The organism is Brachybacterium rhamnosum (assembly GCF_039526185.1).
Taxonomy (GTDB): Bacteria; Actinomycetota; Actinomycetes; order Actinomycetales; family Dermabacteraceae; genus Brachybacterium; species Brachybacterium rhamnosum.
Genome location: NZ_BAAAIS010000002.1, coordinates 1,553,385 through 1,570,559, shown reverse-complemented (window position 1 = coordinate 1,570,559; position 17,175 = coordinate 1,553,385). Strand labels below are relative to the sequence as shown.

At 69.3% G+C, this 17,175-nt stretch carries 19 protein-coding genes; 1 reads left to right on the top strand and 18 read right to left on the bottom strand.

The window, feature by feature from the left end; translation table 11 throughout:
* Position 1 precedes the first annotated feature (1 nt).
* From rplV to ngcE, 10 genes are all read right to left on the bottom strand, one after another.
* Positions 2-355: a 50S ribosomal protein L22 gene (rplV, locus tag ABD080_RS09055; RefSeq protein ID WP_103384703.1), complete on the bottom strand. Its 354-nt coding sequence runs from the start codon at positions 353-355 to the stop codon at positions 2-4.
* 50 nt (positions 356-405) lie between these two features.
* Positions 406-687 carry a 30S ribosomal protein S19 gene (gene rpsS, locus ABD080_RS09050; RefSeq protein ID WP_114853748.1) on the bottom strand — a complete coding sequence of 94 codons (282 nt, stop codon included), beginning with the start codon at positions 685-687 and terminating at the stop codon, positions 406-408.
* A gap of 15 nt (positions 688-702) precedes the next feature.
* Positions 703-1,539: a 50S ribosomal protein L2 gene (gene rplB / locus ABD080_RS09045; RefSeq protein ID WP_103384749.1), complete on the bottom strand. Its 837-nt coding sequence runs from the start codon at positions 1,537-1,539 to the stop codon at positions 703-705.
* Positions 1,540-1,587: 48 nt separating this feature from the next.
* Positions 1,588-1,890: a 50S ribosomal protein L23 gene (gene rplW / locus ABD080_RS09040; protein WP_103384748.1), complete on the bottom strand. Its 303-nt coding sequence runs from the start codon at positions 1,888-1,890 to the stop codon at positions 1,588-1,590.
* Positions 1,887-2,831, bottom strand: a complete 945-nt coding sequence (gene rplD / locus ABD080_RS09035) for a 50S ribosomal protein L4, sunset domain variant (RefSeq protein ID WP_343904440.1) — start codon at positions 2,829-2,831, stop codon at positions 1,887-1,889. Before rplD ends, rplW begins: the two co-directional genes overlap by 4 nt.
* 5 nt (positions 2,832-2,836) lie before the next feature.
* On the bottom strand, positions 2,837-3,517 hold the full coding sequence (gene rplC, locus ABD080_RS09030; RefSeq protein WP_137770125.1) for a 50S ribosomal protein L3: 681 nt from the start codon (positions 3,515-3,517) through the stop codon (positions 2,837-2,839).
* Between the two features lie 11 nt (positions 3,518-3,528).
* Positions 3,529-3,837 (bottom strand): 30S ribosomal protein S10, encoded by a 309-nt coding sequence (gene rpsJ, locus ABD080_RS09025; RefSeq protein WP_137770124.1) that lies wholly within the window; start codon positions 3,835-3,837, stop codon positions 3,529-3,531.
* Between the two features lie 362 nt (positions 3,838-4,199).
* Positions 4,200-5,123: a carbohydrate ABC transporter permease gene (locus ABD080_RS09020; RefSeq protein ID WP_137770123.1), complete on the bottom strand. Its 924-nt coding sequence runs from the start codon at positions 5,121-5,123 to the stop codon at positions 4,200-4,202.
* Positions 5,120-6,100, bottom strand: a complete 981-nt coding sequence (locus ABD080_RS09015) for a carbohydrate ABC transporter permease (protein WP_343904439.1) — start codon at positions 6,098-6,100, stop codon at positions 5,120-5,122. The genes ABD080_RS09020 and ABD080_RS09015 overlap by 4 nt, the downstream gene beginning before the upstream one ends.
* Positions 6,100-7,587 (bottom strand): N-acetylglucosamine/diacetylchitobiose ABC transporter substrate-binding protein, encoded by a 1,488-nt coding sequence (gene ngcE / locus ABD080_RS09010; RefSeq protein WP_137770121.1) that lies wholly within the window; start codon positions 7,585-7,587, stop codon positions 6,100-6,102. The genes ABD080_RS09015 and ngcE overlap by 1 nt, the downstream gene beginning before the upstream one ends.
* Before the next feature lie 272 nt (positions 7,588-7,859).
* Between ngcE and ABD080_RS09005 the strand changes: the two genes are divergently transcribed.
* A complete protein-coding gene (locus ABD080_RS09005; protein WP_205750686.1) occupies positions 7,860-8,831 on the top strand; it encodes a YflT domain-containing protein in 972 nt (323 codons plus the stop codon).
* 384 nt (positions 8,832-9,215) lie between these two features.
* Here the strand turns inward: ABD080_RS09005 and tuf are convergent, their stop codons facing one another.
* The 8 genes from tuf to ABD080_RS08965 form a co-directional block, all read right to left on the bottom strand.
* Positions 9,216-10,403 (bottom strand): elongation factor Tu, encoded by a 1,188-nt coding sequence (gene tuf, locus ABD080_RS09000; RefSeq protein ID WP_137770120.1) that lies wholly within the window; start codon positions 10,401-10,403, stop codon positions 9,216-9,218.
* A 124-nt stretch (positions 10,404-10,527) separates the two neighbouring features.
* Positions 10,528-12,681, bottom strand: coding sequence for an elongation factor G (gene fusA, locus ABD080_RS08995; protein WP_137770119.1), 2,154 nt, complete (start codon positions 12,679-12,681; stop codon positions 10,528-10,530).
* Positions 12,682-12,771: 90 nt separating this feature from the next.
* Positions 12,772-13,242: a 30S ribosomal protein S7 gene (rpsG, locus tag ABD080_RS08990; RefSeq protein ID WP_137770118.1), complete on the bottom strand. Its 471-nt coding sequence runs from the start codon at positions 13,240-13,242 to the stop codon at positions 12,772-12,774.
* Positions 13,242-13,616 (bottom strand): 30S ribosomal protein S12, encoded by a 375-nt coding sequence (rpsL, locus tag ABD080_RS08985; RefSeq protein ID WP_103384966.1) that lies wholly within the window; start codon positions 13,614-13,616, stop codon positions 13,242-13,244. The genes rpsG and rpsL overlap by 1 nt, the downstream gene beginning before the upstream one ends.
* Before the next feature lie 524 nt (positions 13,617-14,140).
* Positions 14,141-15,445, bottom strand: a complete 1,305-nt coding sequence (locus ABD080_RS08980) for a resuscitation-promoting factor (RefSeq protein WP_343904438.1) — start codon at positions 15,443-15,445, stop codon at positions 14,141-14,143.
* A 222-nt stretch (positions 15,446-15,667) separates the two neighbouring features.
* Entirely contained in the window at positions 15,668-16,117 is a 450-nt protein-coding gene (locus ABD080_RS08975; protein WP_168197976.1) for a hypothetical protein, read from the bottom strand.
* A gap of 134 nt (positions 16,118-16,251) precedes the next feature.
* On the bottom strand, positions 16,252-16,917 hold the full coding sequence (locus ABD080_RS08970) for a response regulator transcription factor (RefSeq protein WP_240811262.1): 666 nt from the start codon (positions 16,915-16,917) through the stop codon (positions 16,252-16,254).
* Positions 16,914-17,171, bottom strand: coding sequence for a hypothetical protein (locus tag ABD080_RS08965; RefSeq protein ID WP_343904437.1), 258 nt, complete (start codon positions 17,169-17,171; stop codon positions 16,914-16,916). Before ABD080_RS08965 ends, ABD080_RS08970 begins: the two co-directional genes overlap by 4 nt.
* Between the last annotated feature and the right edge of the window lie 4 nt (positions 17,172-17,175).

The window sequence follows — 17,175 nt, the reverse complement described above, 5'->3', positions numbered from 1 at the left end:
CTTACTTGTTCACGGGAGCGACCACCACGGTGACGTGGCTGGTGCGCTTCTTGATCTGGAAGGCTCGACCCTGTGCACGCGGCTGGAACCGCTTCATGGTCGGGCCCTCGTCGACATAGGCGGCCGAGACGACGAGCTCGCGCTCGTCGAAGCGCTCACCCGCCTGGTCGGCCTTGACGCGAGCGTTGGCGATCGCGGACTGGACGAGCTTGAGGACGGGCTCGCTGGCGGCCTGCGGGGCGAACCGCAGGGTGTCCAGGGCCTCAACCGTGCTCTTGCCACGAATCAGGTCGACAACGCGGCGAGCCTTCATGGGCGACATGCGGAGGTACCGCACCTGCGCCTTGGCTTCCATCGTTTCCTGCTTTCTCTCGAATTCGAGAAGTGCTGCCGTGCTGACCGAGGTCAGCGGCGGCGGCCCTTCTTGTCGTCCTTCTCGTGGCCCTTGAAAGTCCGCGTGGGGGCGAACTCGCCGAGCTTGTGGCCGACCATCGACTCGGTGACGAACACCGTGACGTGCTTCCGACCGTCGTGCACTGCGAAGGTGTGACCCAGGAAGTCCGGAGTGATGACACTGCGGCGCGACCAGGTCTTGATGAGGTTCTTGGTGCCCTTCTCGTTCTGGACGTCCACCTTCTTCTGCAGGTGGTCGTCGACGAACGGGCCCTTGGCGATACTGCGAGGCATGTGCGGTTCTCCCTATCAGCGCTTCTTGCCGGTCCGTCGACGGCGCACGATGAGCTTGTCGCTCTCCTTGCCCGGACGACGGGTACGACCCTCGGGCTGACCCCAGGGCGAGACCGGGTGACGACCACCGGAGGTGCGGCCCTCGCCACCACCGTGCGGGTGATCGACCGGGTTCATGACCACGCCGCGGACGTGCGGGCGCTTGCCCTTCCAGCGCATGCGGCCGGCCTTGCCCCAGTTGATGTTGGACTGCTCGGCGTTGCCGACCTCGCCGATGGTCGCGCGGCAGCGCGCATCGACGTTGCGGATCTCGCCGGAGGGCATGCGCAGCTGCGCGAAGCGGCCCTCCTTGGCGACCAGCTGCACGGAAGCGCCGGCCGAGCGGGCGATCTTGGCACCGCCGCCGGGGCGCAGCTCGATCGCGTGGATCACGGTGCCCAGCGGGATGTTCTTGAGCGGCAGGTTGTTGCCGGGCTTGATGTCCGAGCCCTGACCGTTCTCCACCCAGTCACCCTGACGCAGCTTGGCCGGGGCGAGGATGTAGCGCTTCTCGCCGTCGGCGTAGTGCAGCAGCGCGATGCGCGCGGTGCGGTTGGGGTCGTACTCGATGTGCGCGACCTTCGCGTTCACGCCGTCCTTGTCGGAACGACGGAAGTCGATGACGCGGTAGGCCCGCTTGTGGCCGCCACCGCGGTGACGGGACGTGACACGACCGTTGGCGTTGCGGCCGCCGCTCTTGGAGAGCGGGCGGACCAGCGACTTCTCAGGCGTGTCGCGGGTGATCTCGACGAAGTCGGCGACGCTCGAGCCGCGACGGCCCGGCGTGGTCGGCTTGTGCTTGCGAATTCCCATGGTGGGTTTCCCTCAGACTCTCTTCGGCTCCTCGGACGTCGGCCGCGCTCAGGCGACCGACCCTCCGAAGATGTCGATGGCTCCGTCGGTCAGGGTGACGATGGCGCGCTTGGTGTCCTTGCGCTTGCCCATCCCGAAGCGCGTGCGACGCGCCTTGCCCTGACGGTTGATCGTGTTGACCGAAGAGACCTTGACGTCGAAGACCTTCTCGACGGCGATCTTGATCTCGGTCTTGTTGGCGTCGGCAGCCACCAGGAAGGTGTACTTGCCCTCGTCCATCAGCCCGTAGCTCTTCTCGGAGACGACCGGGGCCAGCAGGACGTCGCGGGGATCCTTGTTCAGCGCGCTCACTTGGCGGCCTCCTCATCGGACGAGGCGGACTCCTTGACGGCGTTCACGAACCCGGCGGCCTTGGCGGCCTCCTCCGTCGCGAACCAGACCTCGGCCTTGGTGCGGCCGTACCACGGAGAGTCCACCGTGTGGAACTTCATGGAGTCCTTCTTGCCTTTGATGCTGAAGCCCTCGGGGGCGGAGCCGTCGGCCAGGGGGGCCGCCGATCCCTCGCCGAAGGGGGCATCCTGCGCGGCAGCGGCGACCGGAGCGGCCGGGGCGGACGCCTCGGTGCGGGCCTTCGCGAAGCCGGAGGTGGGCAGGGACAGGGTTGCGGCGGCCACGAAGTCCTCGAGCGCACCGGAGGTGAACACGACGTCGTCGGAGAGCATGACGTCGTAGGTGTTCAGCTGATCGGCGTACAGGACGTGCGCGGTCGGCAGGTTGCGCGAGCTCAGGGCGCCCAGGTCGTCGTCGCGACGCACGACCACCAGCAGGTGGCGACGGTCGGAGACGTTCGACAGGGTCGAGCGGACGGCCTTGGTGGACGGGGCGTCACCCTCGAGGAGGGAGGACACCACGTGCACGCGGCCGTTGCGCGCGCGGTCGGAGAGGGCACCGCGGAGGGCGGCGGCCTTCATCTTCTTGGGGGTGCGCTGCGAGTAGTCGCGCGGGACCGGTCCGTGGACCGTGCCGCCGCCGGCGAACTGCGGAGCGCGCAGCGAGCCCTGGCGCGCACGGCCGGTGCCCTTCTGCTTGTACGGCTTCTTGCCGCCACCGCGGACCTCGCCACGGGTCTTGGCCTTGTGCGTGCCCTGACGGGCGGCCGCCTGCTGGGCCACGACCACCTGGTGGATCAGGGGGACGTTCGTCTGCACGTCGAAGATCGACGTGGGGAGCTCGACGGTCCCGGCCTTCTTGCCGGCCGGGTCGAGCACGTCGACGGTCAGGTTGTCTGCCATCGGGCTCAGGCCTCCTTCGCGGGGCTCTTGACGGCCGAGCGGACCAGCACGAGGCCGCCCTTGGGGCCGGGGACGGCTCCCTTGACGAGCACGTAGCCCTTCTCGACATCGACCGCGTGAACGGTCAGGTTCTGGACAGAGGTGCGGTCGCTGCCCATGCGGCCCGCCATGCGCAGGCCCTTGAACACGCGACCCGGGGTGGAGGCGCCGCCGATGGAGCCCGGCTTGCGGTGGTTGCGGTGCGCACCGTGGGAGGCGCCGACACCGGAGAAGCCGTGACGCTTCATGACACCCGCGGTGCCCTTGCCCTTGGAGGTGCCGACGACGTCGACCTTCTGGCCGGCCTCGAAGACCGACACGTCGATCTCCTGGCCGAGGGTGAAGTCCGAGGCGTTGATGGTGCGCAGCTCCGCGAGGTGACGGCGCGGGGTGACGCCGGCCTTCTCGAAGTGGCCCTTCAGCGGCTTGGAGACCTTGCGGGGATCGATCTGCCCGTAGGCGATCTGGACCGCGTCGTAGCCGTCGGACTCGACGGACCGCACCTGGGTGACGACGTTCGGACCGGCGTGGACCACGGTCACGGGGACGAGCTTTCCGTTCTCGTCCCAGACCTGGGTCATGCCGAGCTTGGTGCCGAGCACGCCGGACACGGCGTGGGCACGCTGTCCCGTCAGTTCGTTGCTCATGTCGACCTGCCTCAGAGCTTGATCTCGATGTTGACGTCCGCCGGCAGGTCGAGACGCATGAGCGAATCCACGGCCTTCGGCGTGGGATCGACGATGTCGATCAGTCGCTTGTGCGTGCGCATCTCGAAGTGCTCACGGCTGTCCTTGTACTTGTGGGGAGAACGGATCACGCAGAACACGTTCTTCTCCGTCGGCAGCGGCACCGGGCCCACGACCGTCGCGCCCGCGTTGGTGACCGTGTCGACGATCTTGCGCGCCGAGGAGTCGATCACCTCGTGGTCGTACGACTTGAGCCGGATGCGGATCTTCTGTCCCGCCATGGCGTCCTGTCTCTCTTCTTCGTCTGTCATGGAACAGCCGCCCCGGTACCCGAGGACGGGCGTGTCGGCCTCCGCGGAGCGCGCGAGCGCGTGCGGATGCCGCCGCGTGACGGCTGCGTCTGCGCTTCTCCCTCCTCCGACGCGCGGTCGATGCGAGGCATCGTTCGCGTCCTGGGGATGGACCTCCTCCGGTGATCATTCGCCGCGGGAGGACCCACGGAGAACGGAACCGGGCATGGCGGCCCACGCAGACAACTCCCCAAGTATGCCCCGGACGCGTTCACCCCCACAAGGGAGGGGCGGGTGCGGCCAGTCACACCGGCCGCACCCGCCCCTCTCCCCCGCACCCGCGGACGAGGTCCCTACTTGTTCGTGCTGGGCCCGATCCCGCCCTGCAGCTGGCGCTGGAAGATCAGGTAGACGACGAGCACCGGCAGGATCGTGATCGTCACCGAGGCGAACATCGCCGCCCAGTCCGAGCGGTAGCCCTGCTGGGCCTGCAGGTTCGCGAGGCCCTGCGCGAGCACGAACTTCGACTCGTCGGTGTTCAGCACGACCGGGAGCAGGAACTGGTTCCACAGCCCCAGGAAGTTGAAGATCGTGACGCTGGCCATCCCCGGCCCGGCCATGGGGAGCATGACCTGGAAGAAGGTGCGGAAGTCCCCCGCGCCGTCGATCGCGGCCGCTTCGGCGATCTCCTCCGGCAGCTGCCGGAAGAACGCGTAGAGGAAGAAGACCGTGAAGGGCAGCGCGAAGCCCACGTAGCTCAGGATGAGCCCGAGGTAGGTGCCCCGCAGCCCCATCGACTCGAGGATGAAGAACAGCGGCACCACGGCCAGGAACAGAGGGAAGGTGAGCCCGGCGATCAGCGCGTAGTAGATGACCCGCCGGCCCGGGAACTCGTAGCGCGCGAGCACGTAGGCGCACATCGCGCCGAGGACCATGACGAGCACGAGCGCCGAGCCCACGACGAGCACGGTGTTGAAGAAGTACCGGCCGATCCCCGCCTGGTTCCAGGCCCGCACGAAGTTGTCGAGGTTCCAGTGCTCCGGCAGGGCGAACGGGGAGGTGAGGATCCCGCGGGTCGACTTGAAGGAGCTGAAGACCGTCCACAGCAGCGGGATGACGACGATCAGCGCCCAGAGCGCGAGGACGATCTGGGAGACCCCGCCGAAGACGCGGTCCCCGACGCTGCGGCGCGGCCGACGTCGGCGCGGGGGCGAGGAGCCCGCGGCGGCCGGTGCGGGCGCGGGCTCGGTGGCCCGCCCGGTGGTCGTGGTGCTCATGCCTCGTCCTTCCCGCGGCTGATGACGAGGACCAGCACGGCCATCGCCATCGTCAGCAGCGCCATCACGACGCCCATCGCGGAGGCGAGGCCGAACCTCGACTCGGAGAAGGCGGTCTCGTAAAGGTACCGCGAGACCACCTCGGTGCTCTTGCCCGTGCCGCCCGTCGGCGTCATGACGTTGACGAAGACGAACATGTCCAGCGCCATGATCCCCATGTAGACGGCGGCGGTGGAGACGTTGCCCCGCACCATCGGCAGGACGACCTGGACCGCGAGTCGCAGCCGGCCGGCGCCGTCGATGCGCGCGGCCTCGACGACCTCCGACGGGATCGACTTGATCGCCGCGACGAAGAGCACCATGTAGAAGCCCACGAGGCTCCACACGACGGCCGCGATGATCGCCGCCATCGCGAAGCGTCGCTCACCGAGCCAGCCGATGGACACGTCCAGCCCGACCGCCTGCAGGAGTCCGTTGAGCAGGCCGCCGTTGGGCGAGTAGACGAAGGCGAACAGGATGCCGACGACGACCGCGGGGATCGCGTACGGGAAGAAGCTCACGACGCGGTAGACCGTCGCCCCGGGCACGCCGCGGATCGCCCCGCGGGAGTCGCCGCCCACCGTCACGAGCACCGCGAGGGTGAACGCGAGGGTGATGGTGATCAGCGGCAGGGTGACGAGCAGGATCAGGTTGTTGCGCAGCGCCTTGAGGAACACCGGGTCGTGGAACAGCGTCACGTAGTTCTCGAGCCCGATGAACTGCGGCGCGCGGGAGAGGCCGCGCCAGTCCGTGAGCGAGTAGTAGAACGCCTGCAGGAACGGGGAGACCACGAAGACGACGTAGATCGCGAGCGGCACCCCGAGGAAGATCAGGAAGAAGAGGATGCGGGCGGGCGTCAGCCGACGCAGCGCGCCGCGCGCCCCCCGGGGGCGGGCCGGCGCCGCCCCCGGGGTGGTGGACGTGGGGACTGCTGCCATCACTCGACGTCGAACTTCTCGATGCTGTCGTCCTCGCGCACCTTGTCGACGATCTCCTGCGTGCGCTCGAGGCACTCGTCGGCGGTGATGTCGCCGCCCAGGAACTCCGTCCACAGGGGCTTGATGTCAGGGCCCAGCCCATACCAGTCCTTGAAGTTGTAGGTGAAGACGTCCTCGCCCGCACCCTGGATGAGCTCGTTGACGGACGCGAGCGCGGTGGAGCCGAAGGCGTCCTCCGGCACCGTGTCCTTGACGATCGTGATGGAGCTCGTGAGCTTGGAGAAATTCTGGCACTGCTCCTTGGAGAGCATGATGCGCAGGAACTCGAGGCCGCCGGCGCCGTTCTTGCCCTTGGAGGGGACCATGAACGGCTCGCCCGCGGCGCCGTGGATGGCGGCCGCCCCGAGCTTCGCGCCGTCGCTGAGCACCGGCGTGGAGAGGCCCGTCATCTTGAAGTCCTCGGGCGTGACGTCCCGCTGCTCGTTCTCGATCCAGGAGCCGGAGGGGTACATGACCGCCTTGCCGGTCACCCACTCCGCCTGGGCCTCGGTGTGCTTGATGCCGGCGCCGCCGGACATGAAGTACCCGGCCTTCACGGCCTCCTCGATCGCCTTGTGGGCGTCGACCACGGTCTGCTGGGAGAAGGCGTCGGCATCGAGCTTGTCGAGCTTCGTCGCGACCTCCTTGCCGCCCTCCTTGATCGCCATCGAGAGCGCGAGCTCCTGGTAGTAGTCCGCCGCGTTCTGACCGCCCCAGGCGAACAGCGGCAGCTTCGCGGACTTCGCCGACTCGCCGATCGCCATGACCTCGTCCCAGGAGGCGGGGGCCTTCCAGCCCTCCTTCTCGAACTGGGTGGCGGAGTACCAGAGGGCGAAGACGGTGTAGGTGTAGTTCAGCGCGAAGAGCTTGCCGGAGTAGGTGCCGGGCACGAGCACACCGGGGAGCAGGGACTCCTCGATGGTGCCCCCGTCGAGGCTCGGGGCCTTGATCAGCGCGCCGAGCTCCCCGAGGCTGCCGTCGCTGATGAGCGCCGAGGTGTTCATGCTCTGCGCGCCGGAGTTGTCGAAGAGGTCCGGCGGGTTGCCGCCGATGAACCGGGGCTGGAGATCCGGCTGGATGTTCACGGTCGAGGAGACCTTGACGTCCGCCTCCGGGTAGAGCTCCGCGTACTTCTTGCCGGCGTCCTTGCCGTACTGGTCGCCGAAGCCGCCGTTGAAGATCACGACGTCCACCGGTGCGGAGGCGTCCACGCCGAAGGGGTTCTCGTCGCTCACCTCGCCGCCGCCCTCGGCGACCGCGGCCCCGCCGCCGTCGCTCGAGGCGGCATCGTCCCCGCCGCCGCCCCCGGCGGCGCAGGCCGCGAGCCCGGCGGCACCCGCGGAGACGCCCGCGAGCGAGAGGAAGCGTCGACGGCTGGCGCCCAGCCGGTCGAGCGGGGTCTCCAGCGCGGCGGGGTCCTCCGCAGGGCGCTGATCACGTGCAGTCATGGTGGGTCCTCACTCCTCGTCGACGACGCTGTCCCCGGGACCTTACCGCGCACGGGGAGGCGCAGATCACTTCTGGCAGTTTCGACACCGTGTCGTGACATGAAAGTTTGTTCCCCCGCTCCGACGGGCCGCTCCGCGCCCGTCCCGACGGCCCTCCACAGGCCCCTTCGCAGCCCCCTCCGGCGCCGTCTCCCGGCACGGGGTCAGGGGACTCCCAGGCAGATCGGCGTCACTCCCTGGGAGCATCCGGACTCCTGTCCTAGGCTCAGCACATGACCTCACCGCAGCACTCGCCGCTCACCCAGCGGCTCTACGACCTCGAGTACCCCCGCTCCCTCGGCGTGTACAGCACCTACGCCGAGGTGCAGGCCGTCGTCGATGCGCTCGCGGACCGCCAGTTCCCCGTGCAGAACACCATGATCGTGGGCACGGACCTCAAGCTCATCGAGCGGGTCACCGGCCGCCGCACCTGGGGCAAGGTGATCGGCCAGGGCGTGCTCTCCGGCGTCTGGATGGGCCTGTTCATCGGTCTCATCCTCATGTTCCTCAACCCCGGTGGCAGCGTCGCGGCCGTCGTCTCGAGCGTGCTGCTCGGCATCATCTTCTTCACCGTCTGGGCCGTGATCGGCTACGCGATGACCGGCGGCAAGCGGGACTTCACGTCGATGACCGCGACGATCCCCATGCAGTACGAGCTCATGGTCGAGCACAGCCATGCCGAGCAGGCCCGCCGCGTGCTCGCCGAGGCCGGCGTGAACCCCGGCCCCGCGACCGGGCGCTCCTCGGTCCCCCCGGCCCAGGCTCCGGGCCTCGGCTCCCAGGGCGGCGGCGCCCCGGCCCCCGGGGCGGGCGCGAACGGCGTCGGCGACGGCGCCTCCGGTCCGGCGGTCGGCGGGACGGGTGCGCACGGCGCGTCCGGTTCCGGCGGGGCACCCATCCGACCGGACTCCCCCGCGGGCTCCTACGGGTACGGCGCTCCCGGCTCCCCCGCGGGCACGGGCGCGAGCCACCGCCCCAGCTACGGGCAGCCCGCACCCACGACGCCGGAGGCCCAGCGCGGCGCCGCCGCCCCCCGGCCCAGCTACGGCCGGCCCGCCGAGCAGGGGACGGCCCCGGCCACCGGGTCCCCGTCGGCGGCCGACGCCCCCTCCACCGCGTCGGGGCCCGACGACGCCACGCCGCCCGCGCCGACCGAGCGTGCCGACGCACCGCGCTGGGGCGAGGACGATCGTCGGGACGGCTGAACCGCCACCTCCCGACGCCGACAGGACGGGCGTCCACCTCCGGGTGGGCGCCCGTCCTGCATACGGACCGTGCACCCGCCGCCGGCTGGTCGCCGGTGCCGCACCCGGGTCGGCCGCCGGCCGCGTGCAGGTACCGGTGCCGCGGCCGGTGCCAGTGCCGGTGTCGGTGCCGGTCGACCACCGTGGACGAGCCGGGCACCGGGCCCTGTCCGGGGACCGCTGCTCCGGGGACCGCCGCTCCAGGGACCGCTGCAACCACGGCGACCACCGTCGGCCCTGCCGTCCCGCTAGCCGGCCCCGGACAGACGGAAGGACCCCTGACCGGTCTCCCGGTCAGGGGTCCTTCGAGCGCCGTTCACGGCTGCGGGGTCACCCCCGCGGTGATCACTTGGTGATCTTGGTGACGCGGCCGGAGCCCACGGTGCGGCCACCCTCACGGATGGCGAAGCCGAGGCCCTCCTCCATGGCGATGGGCTGGATGAGCTCCACCGTCATCTCGGTGTTGTCGCCGGGCATGACCATCTCGGTGCCCTCAGGCAGGGAGATGACGCCGGTGACGTCGGTGGTCCGGAAGTAGAACTGCGGACGGTAGTTCGAGTAGAACGGGTTGTGACGGCCGCCCTCGTCCTTGGACAGGATGTAGACCTGCGCCTCGAAGTTGGTGTGCGGGGTGATCGAACCCGGCTTCACGACGACCTGGCCGCGCTCGACGTCCTCGCGCTTGGTGCCGCGGAGGAGAAGACCGCAGTTCTCGCCGGCCCACGCCTCGTCCATCTGCTTGTGGAACATCTCGATGCCGGTGACCGTGGTCTTCTGCGGCTCGCGGATGCCGACGATCTCGACCTCGGAGTTGATGGCGAGCTTGCCGCGCTCCACCTTGCCGGTGACGACGGTGCCGCGACCGGTGATGGTGAAGACGTCCTCGACGGGCATGAGGAACGGCTTGTCCATGTCACGGACCGGGTCGGGGATGTTCTCGTCCACGGCCTCCATGAGCTCCTGCACGGACTTGACCCACTTCTCGTCGCCCTCGAGCGCCTTGAGAGCGGACACGCGCACGACGGGGGCGTCCTCGTCGAACTCCTGCGAACCCAGCAGCTCGCGGACCTCCATCTCGACGAGCTCGAGGATCTCCTCGTCGTCAACCATGTCGGACTTGTTCAGCGCGACCAGCAGGTAGGGGACGCCCACCTGGCGGGCGAGCAGAACGTGCTCACGGGTCTGGGCCATCGGGCCGTCGGTGGCGGCGACCACGAGGATCGCGCCGTCCATCTGAGCCGCGCCGGTGATCATGTTCTTGATGTAGTCGGCGTGGCCGGGGGCGTCGACGTGGGCGTAGTGACGCTTCTCGGTCTGGTACTCGATGTGCGAGATGTTGATCGTGATGCCGCGCTGCTTCTCCTCAGGCGCGTTATCGATCTGGTCGAAGTCCCGCTTCTCGTTGATGTCCGGGTACTGGTCGTACAGGACCTTCGAGATGGCAGCGGTCAGCGTGGTCTTGCCGTGGTCGACGTGACCGATGGTGCCGATGTTGACGTGCGGCTTGTTCCGCTCGAACTTGGCCTTCGCCATGGTGTGTCCTCCTAGGACTTCGTAATCTCTGGGTACTTCTGGTCGGGATCGGGTCCCCACCTTGCGGTGGCTCTCCGACGGAGGCGGAGGGAGCAGGCAGGAATGCTACCTGCTCCCCCGACCCTCACTCGCCCCGGGTCTTCGCGACGATCTCGTCCGAGATGTTCTTCGGGACCTCCGCGTAGCTGTCGAACTGCATCGAGTACATCGCACGACCCTGGGTCTTGGACCGCAGGTCGCCGACGTAGCCGAACATCTCCGACAGCGGGACGAGAGCGCGGACGATCTTGACCCCGCTCGCATCCTCCATCGACTGGACCTGACCTCGACGGGAGTTCAGGTCGCCGATGACATCTCCCATGTACTCCTCCGGAGTACGCACCTCGACGTCCATGAGCGGCTCGAGGATGACAGGGTTCGCCTTGCGCATGGCCTCCTTGGCGGCCATGGAACCGGCGATCTTGAAGGCCATCTCCGAGGAGTCGACGTCATGGTAGGCGCCGTCGGTGAGGGTGGCCTTCACGTTCACGACCGGGTAGCCGGCCAGGACACCGCTCTGCAGCGCGTCCTGGATGCCCGCGTCGACGCTCGGGATGTACTCGCGCGGGACGCGACCGCCGGTGACCGCGTTCTCGAACTCGTAGAACACGCCCTCCTCGGCACCCTCGAGCGGACCGAAGGTCAGCTGGACCTTCGCGAACTGGCCGGAGCCGCCGGTCTGCTTCTTGTGCGTGAAGTCGAACTTCTCGACGGCGCGCTTGATGGTCTCGCGGTACGCGACCTGCGGCTTGCCGATGTTCGCCTCGACCTTGAACTCGCGGCGCATGCGGTCCACGAGGATGTCGAGGTGCAGCTCGCCCATGCCGCGGATGACCGTCTGACCGGTCTCCTCGTCGAGCTCGACCTGGAAGGTCGGGTCCTCCTTGGCCAGCTTCTGGATGGCGACGCCGAGCTTCTCCTGGTCACCCTTGGTCTTGGGCTCGATGGCCACGGAGATCACGGGCTCGGGGAAGGTCATGGACTCCAGCGCGATCGGGGCCTGGAGGTCGCACAGCGTGTCACCGGTGTTGGTGTCCTTGAGACCGATGAACGCGTAGATGTGGCCCGCGAAGGCCTCATCGACCGGGTTCTCCTGGTTGGAGTGCATCTGGAAGAGCTTCCCGATGCGCTCCTTCTTGCCGGAGGTGGCGTTGAGGACCTGGTCGCCGGTCTTCACCTGGCCGGAGTACACGCGGACGTAGGTGAGCGCGCCGAAGAAGGGGTGCGCCGCGACCTTGAAGGCGAGCGCCGAGAAGGGCTCGTCCCAGTCGGGCTTGCGGGTGAGCTCCTTCTCCTCGTCCTTCGGGTCGTGGCCGATCATCGGCGGCACGTCGAGGGGCGAGGGGAGGAAGTCGATCACCGCGTCGAGCATGAGCTGGACGCCCTTGTTCTTGAACGCGGAGCCGGCGAACACCGGGTAGGCCTCGGAGTTCACGGTCATCTTGCGGATGCCGGTCTTGAGCTGCTCCTCGGTGAGGTCGCCCTCCTCGAGGTACGCCTCCATGAGCTCCTCGGTGGACTCGGCGACGTCCTCGACCAGCTTGGCGCGGTACTCGTCGACGGTGTCCTGGAGGTCGGCGGGGATCGCGATCTCCACCTGCAGCTGACCGAGGGTGGCGTCGCCGCCCTTCTTGCCGAACGGCGCGGCGGAGGCGTCGTCCGGGAAGACCTCGGGCCACTCGAAGGCCTTCTGCTTCACGAGGTCGACGATGCCGTTGAACTCGCTCTCAGCGCCGATCGGCACCTGCATGACGAGGGGCTTCGCGCCGAGGCGCTCGATGATGGTCTTGACGGTGAAGAAGAAGTCCGCGCCGAGCTTGTCCATCTTGTTGACGAAGCAGATGCGCGGGACGTCGTACTTGTCAGCCTGGCGCCAGACCGTCTCCGACTGGGGCTCCACGCCCTCCTTGCCGTCGAACACGGCGACGGCGCCGTCGAGCACGCGGAGCGAGCGCTCCACCTCGACGGTGAAGTCCACGTGACCCGGGGTGTCGATGATGTTGATCTGGTTGTCGTTCCAGTAGCAGGTCGTCGCGGCAGACGTGATCGTGATGCCGCGCTCCTTCTCCTGCTCCATCCAGTCCATCGTGCCCGCGCCGTCGTGGGTCTCACCGATCTTGTAGTTGACACCGGTGTAGTACAGGATGCGCTCGGTCGTGGTGGTCTTGCCGGCATCGATGTGGGCCATGATGCCGATGTTGCGGACCTTCGTGAGGTCGCTGAGCACTGCGAGTGCCACGGGCTTTGCCTTTCGTCTGGGCTGAAGCGGGAAGAGCGGCCGGGGGGTGCGGGGCGGGGGGCCGCCGGGTGGGCGGCCCCCCGACCGGACTCACCAGCGGTAGTGAGCGAAGGCGCGGTTGGACTCGGCCATCTTGTGCGTGTCCTCGCGACGCTTCACCGCGGCGCCGAGACCGTTCGAGGCGTCGAGGATCTCGTTCATCAGACGCTCGGTCATCGTGTGCTCGCGACGGGCGCGCGAGTAGCCCACGAGCCAGCGCAGCGCGAGGGTCGTGGAACGACCCGGCTTGACCTCGACCGGCACCTGGTAGGTCGCACCGCCGACGCGGCGGCTGCGGACCTCGAGGGTCGGGCGGATGTTGTCGAGAGCCTTCTTGAGGGTCGCGACGGGATCCTGACCGTTCTTCTCACGGGCGCCCTCGAGCGCGCCGTAGACGATGCGCTCGGCCACGGTCTTCTTGCCGTCGAGCAGGATCTTGTTGATGAGCTGGGTGACCATCGGGGACCCGTAGACCGGGTCGACCACGAGGTCGCGCTTCGGAGCTGCTCCCTTACGAGGCATTACTTCTTCTCCTTCTTCGCGCCGTAGCGGGAACGAGCCTGCTGACGACCCTTCACGCCCTGGGTGTCCAGAGAGCCGCGGATGATCTTGTAGCGCACGCCCGGGAGGTCCTTCACACGACCGCCGCGCACGAGCACGATGGAGTGCTCCTGGAGGTTGTGGCCCTCACCGGGGATGTACGCGGTGACCTCGACGCCCGTGGAGAGTCGGACACGCGCGATCTTGCGCAGCGCGGAGTTCGGCTTCTTCGGGGTCTGGGTGTACACGCGCGTGCACACACCGCGGCGCTGGGGCGAGCCCTTGAGCGCCGGCGTGTTGGACGCAGAGGGCTTGTCCTGCCGCCCCTTGCGCACCAGCTGCTGGATAGTAGGCACAGCTTCTCTTCCTGTTCGGCCCCGATCAGTATTGCTGAACGAGGATCAACTGCTTCGGTCGTCGAGACGACCGGCGACCCGCGGATCCGCTCCCATGCCCGGGATGACGGATGGCGACCCGCCCGTGCGGTGATGGCACCGCTCGGGCGTCCGGAGGACCGTGATCGGTGCCCGCGGGGAGGGGCCGGGCATGGCCTTCTCCCCGTCTTTCGGGCACGCCGCGAGGATCCGCTCCTCGCGGGGGACACCCTCCGTCCCCTCCGCCGCACGGGCGTCAGGTCCGGATCTCGTCCCGGGTCACGACCGGAGGGCACTCCGGACGCACGCGACAGTCTAGTGAGACCGCGTGTGAACGGTCAAAGGATCCGGCTCCATCCGACGCAGATCACACGGGATGCCCGGTGCGCCCGGTCGCGGCGACTCCGCCCCTCCCCCGGGGACGGCGAGAGCGCGCCGCGGGTTCCCGCGGCGCGCTCACGCACCGGATGTCGCCAGGGTCCTCCGGGACCCGTCGAGGGACCTCGTCAGCGGATGCCGAGCTTCGAGGTGCAGGACGGCCACGCGCCCCAGCCCTGGCCGGCCTGGACCTTCTTGCCGATCGCGATCTGCTGCTCACGGGTGGCGAGGTGCGCGTTCGAGGCGTACTGGCCGCCCCCGTAGGCGAGCCAGGTCGACTTGGTGAACTGCAGGCCGCCGTAGAAGCCGTTGCCCGTGTTGATCGACCAGTTGCCGCCGGACTCGCACTTGGCGAGCTTGTCCCACACGGAGCCGCCGGAGACCGAGGGGGCGGAGGAGCTCGACGAGGAGGAGCTCTCCTCCTTCTCGGAGGAGGAGTCGTCGCTCTTCGAGGAGGAGCTCTTCTTCTCGACGAAGGAGCTCTCCTTCTCGGAGGACGAGGAGCGCTCGGAGCTGCGCGAGGACTCGGTGGTGCTGCGGGAGGTCGAGGCGGAGCTGCTCGAGGCGGCGCTCTCCTCGGTCTTCTCCTCGACGGGGGCCTTCTTGGTGCCCTCGACGACGACCTTCGCGACGGGCTCGGCGGTGACCTTCTCGGAGACCTTCTCGGACTCGGTGGTCTTCCCGTCGACGACGGTGTCCTTGTAGACGATCTCCTTGGAGCCCTTCTTGCCCTCGGTGGTCGTCCTCGTCGTGCCCTCGAGGAGGGTGTCGTCCTTCTTCGTGGTGGTCTCGAAGGGGATCTCCTCGGTCTCCGTGCGCTCCTTCTCGCGGGTGCGGTGCACCTCGATCGTGGCGCCGTCCTCGAGGAGCGCATCGCGCTCCACGGAGGCCGTGTCGGAGTCCTCGATGTTCGTGAGGAGCGAGGTCATCGCCTCGTCCACCGTCTTGGCGGTGGTCTCGAAGGTCGCGGAGCCGTACTGCCCGGTGAAGGTGACGGTCTTGAGCGTGGAGACGTCGACGGCGGTGGCCTCGGTCGCGGAGAGCTCGGTCTCCGGCGCGGGGGTGACCTTCGCGCCCTCGGCCTTGTAGTCGAGCTCGTCGAGCGCGTCCTGCACGGTGGTGCCGGCGGTGAGGACGTCCTTCTCGGCGCCGTCGATCGTCACGGTCGCGAGGTGGCGCTGGACGACCTGGATGTCCATGCCGTCGGTGACCGTCTCGTCGAGACCGGGGGTCACGAGATCGTTCTCCTGGACGGTGATGCCCTGGCTCTCGAGGAGCTCGGCCACGGTGGGGCTCGAGAACGTGCGGACGCTGCTCGCCTTGCCGTAGACGGTCACGTCGGCCTCGCTCGAGACGGCGTAGGCGGTGCCGCCGCCGCCCACGGCGAGCACGGCCACGGTCGCCGCGCCGATGATCCACGGGGTCTTCTTCACTGCATCCACCTGTTCCGCCGCCGGCGGTCGGCCGGCGGTGCTCGTTCCCGGAGCCGCACGCTCCGGGGGCGGAGGTGCGGGGCGGGCGCGAGCGCGTCCTCGGGTCACGAGGTGCTGCGGGGGAAGTTCGCGCGGTGTTCTCCGCCGTGGTCGATCCTCCCGGGCGCGCGCGGCGCGGCGGAAGGGCCGCCAGCGGACTTTGGGGAGACGCCCAGGGAGTCTTTACGAAGCGTTGAGGTTCGGCGCGGTCTCCGTCACCTCGGACGACCCGCCGCGTGCTCCCTGCCACGCACGACGGGAGACGGAGAGCACGCTCCAGGTCGCGGCCGCCGCACCGAGGACGACGCTCCCCCAGAGCGGGCTGGACGCGGGGAAGACGCTGCCGAGCAGGACGGAGCCGACGACGGCCGGCAGCAGCGCCCCGCCGAGCACCGCGGTCGCCGCGAGGGTCGAGGCGCCGCGCGTGGGACGCATCGCGACGGCCGTGAGGGCGCCCGTGCAGAGCACGAGCCAGGCGAGGAGCGCGGGCAGCAGCGCGGGGCGCAGCAGGGCCGCCTCGGCACGCCACCACGGCGCGCCCGCGAGCAGCGGATCGACGGCGAGGAGCAGGACGGCCGTCGCCGCGAGGGTGACGACGGGGAGCAGGCAGCGGCGTGACCTCTCCCCCGACATCACGTGCTCCTCCCCGCCGTCACCGGCACCCGTGCCCTGACCGGTCCACCGTACGGAGATCCGCCGCGGGGTGTCCTCCCCCGTACGGAGGAGGTCCCCGGGAGGATCGTCGAGCCTGCGCGCTGCGACGAGGATCAGGCGGGGGTGAAGTACTTGTGCTTCACGGCCTGGATGATCAGCTGCGCGTGGTTCGCCGCGCCCAGCTTCTCGCGCAGGCTGCGGGCGTGGCTCTTCACGGTGCTCACCTCGACGCACAGCTGCTGCGCGATCTGCTCGTACTCGAGTCCCTGGCACAGCAGGCGCAGGGTCTCCCGCTCGCGCTCGGTGAGGCGCGGGGCCGTCGCCGGCGCCTCCGGCAGCACGTCCCCGCTGATGACGATGTCCTCCGCGAGGGTGCCCAGGCGCAGCGGGGCCTCCCCCGCCGCGGCCCGGCGCACCGTGTCCACGAGCACCTCCTCCGCGGCCGTCTTGGCGACCGCGGCGATGGCCCCCGCCTCGAGGGCACGCGCGATCCCCGGGCCCGGGGAGACGGTCGTGAGCAGCACGATCCGGGCCGCGGGGTCCAGGCGGAGGATCTCGGCGGTCGCGTCGATGCCGTTCATCCCGGGCGCCATGTTCACGTCCATGAGCACGACGTCCGGGCGCAGCGCGCGGTACGCGGCGATCGCGTCCTCCCCGCTGTGCTCGGGCTCGAGCACCGTCAGCCCCGGGTCGTCGCCGAGCACGGCGGCGACGGCGCGCGTGGTCCAGCGGTCGTCGTCGACGATGAGCACCCGGACGACGGGCGCGTCGGCGCTCATGTGCAGTCCCTCTGGAAGCGCTCGTGGTCGGTGAACCGCCAGTAGAGGCATCCCCACCGGATCTCCCCCGGCAGCCGCAGCAGCACGACGGCCCCCTCCGCGGGGACACCGCCCTCGGGGACGCCGACGGTCGCCGGCGCGCCGGCCCCCTCCGCCCGCTGCGCTCCGGGCGAGCACGGAACCAGCGCGTCCGCATGCTGCGAGGTCGTCAGTAACGACCCGGCGGCGAGGAGGAGGGCGACGAGGAGGCGCATGGCC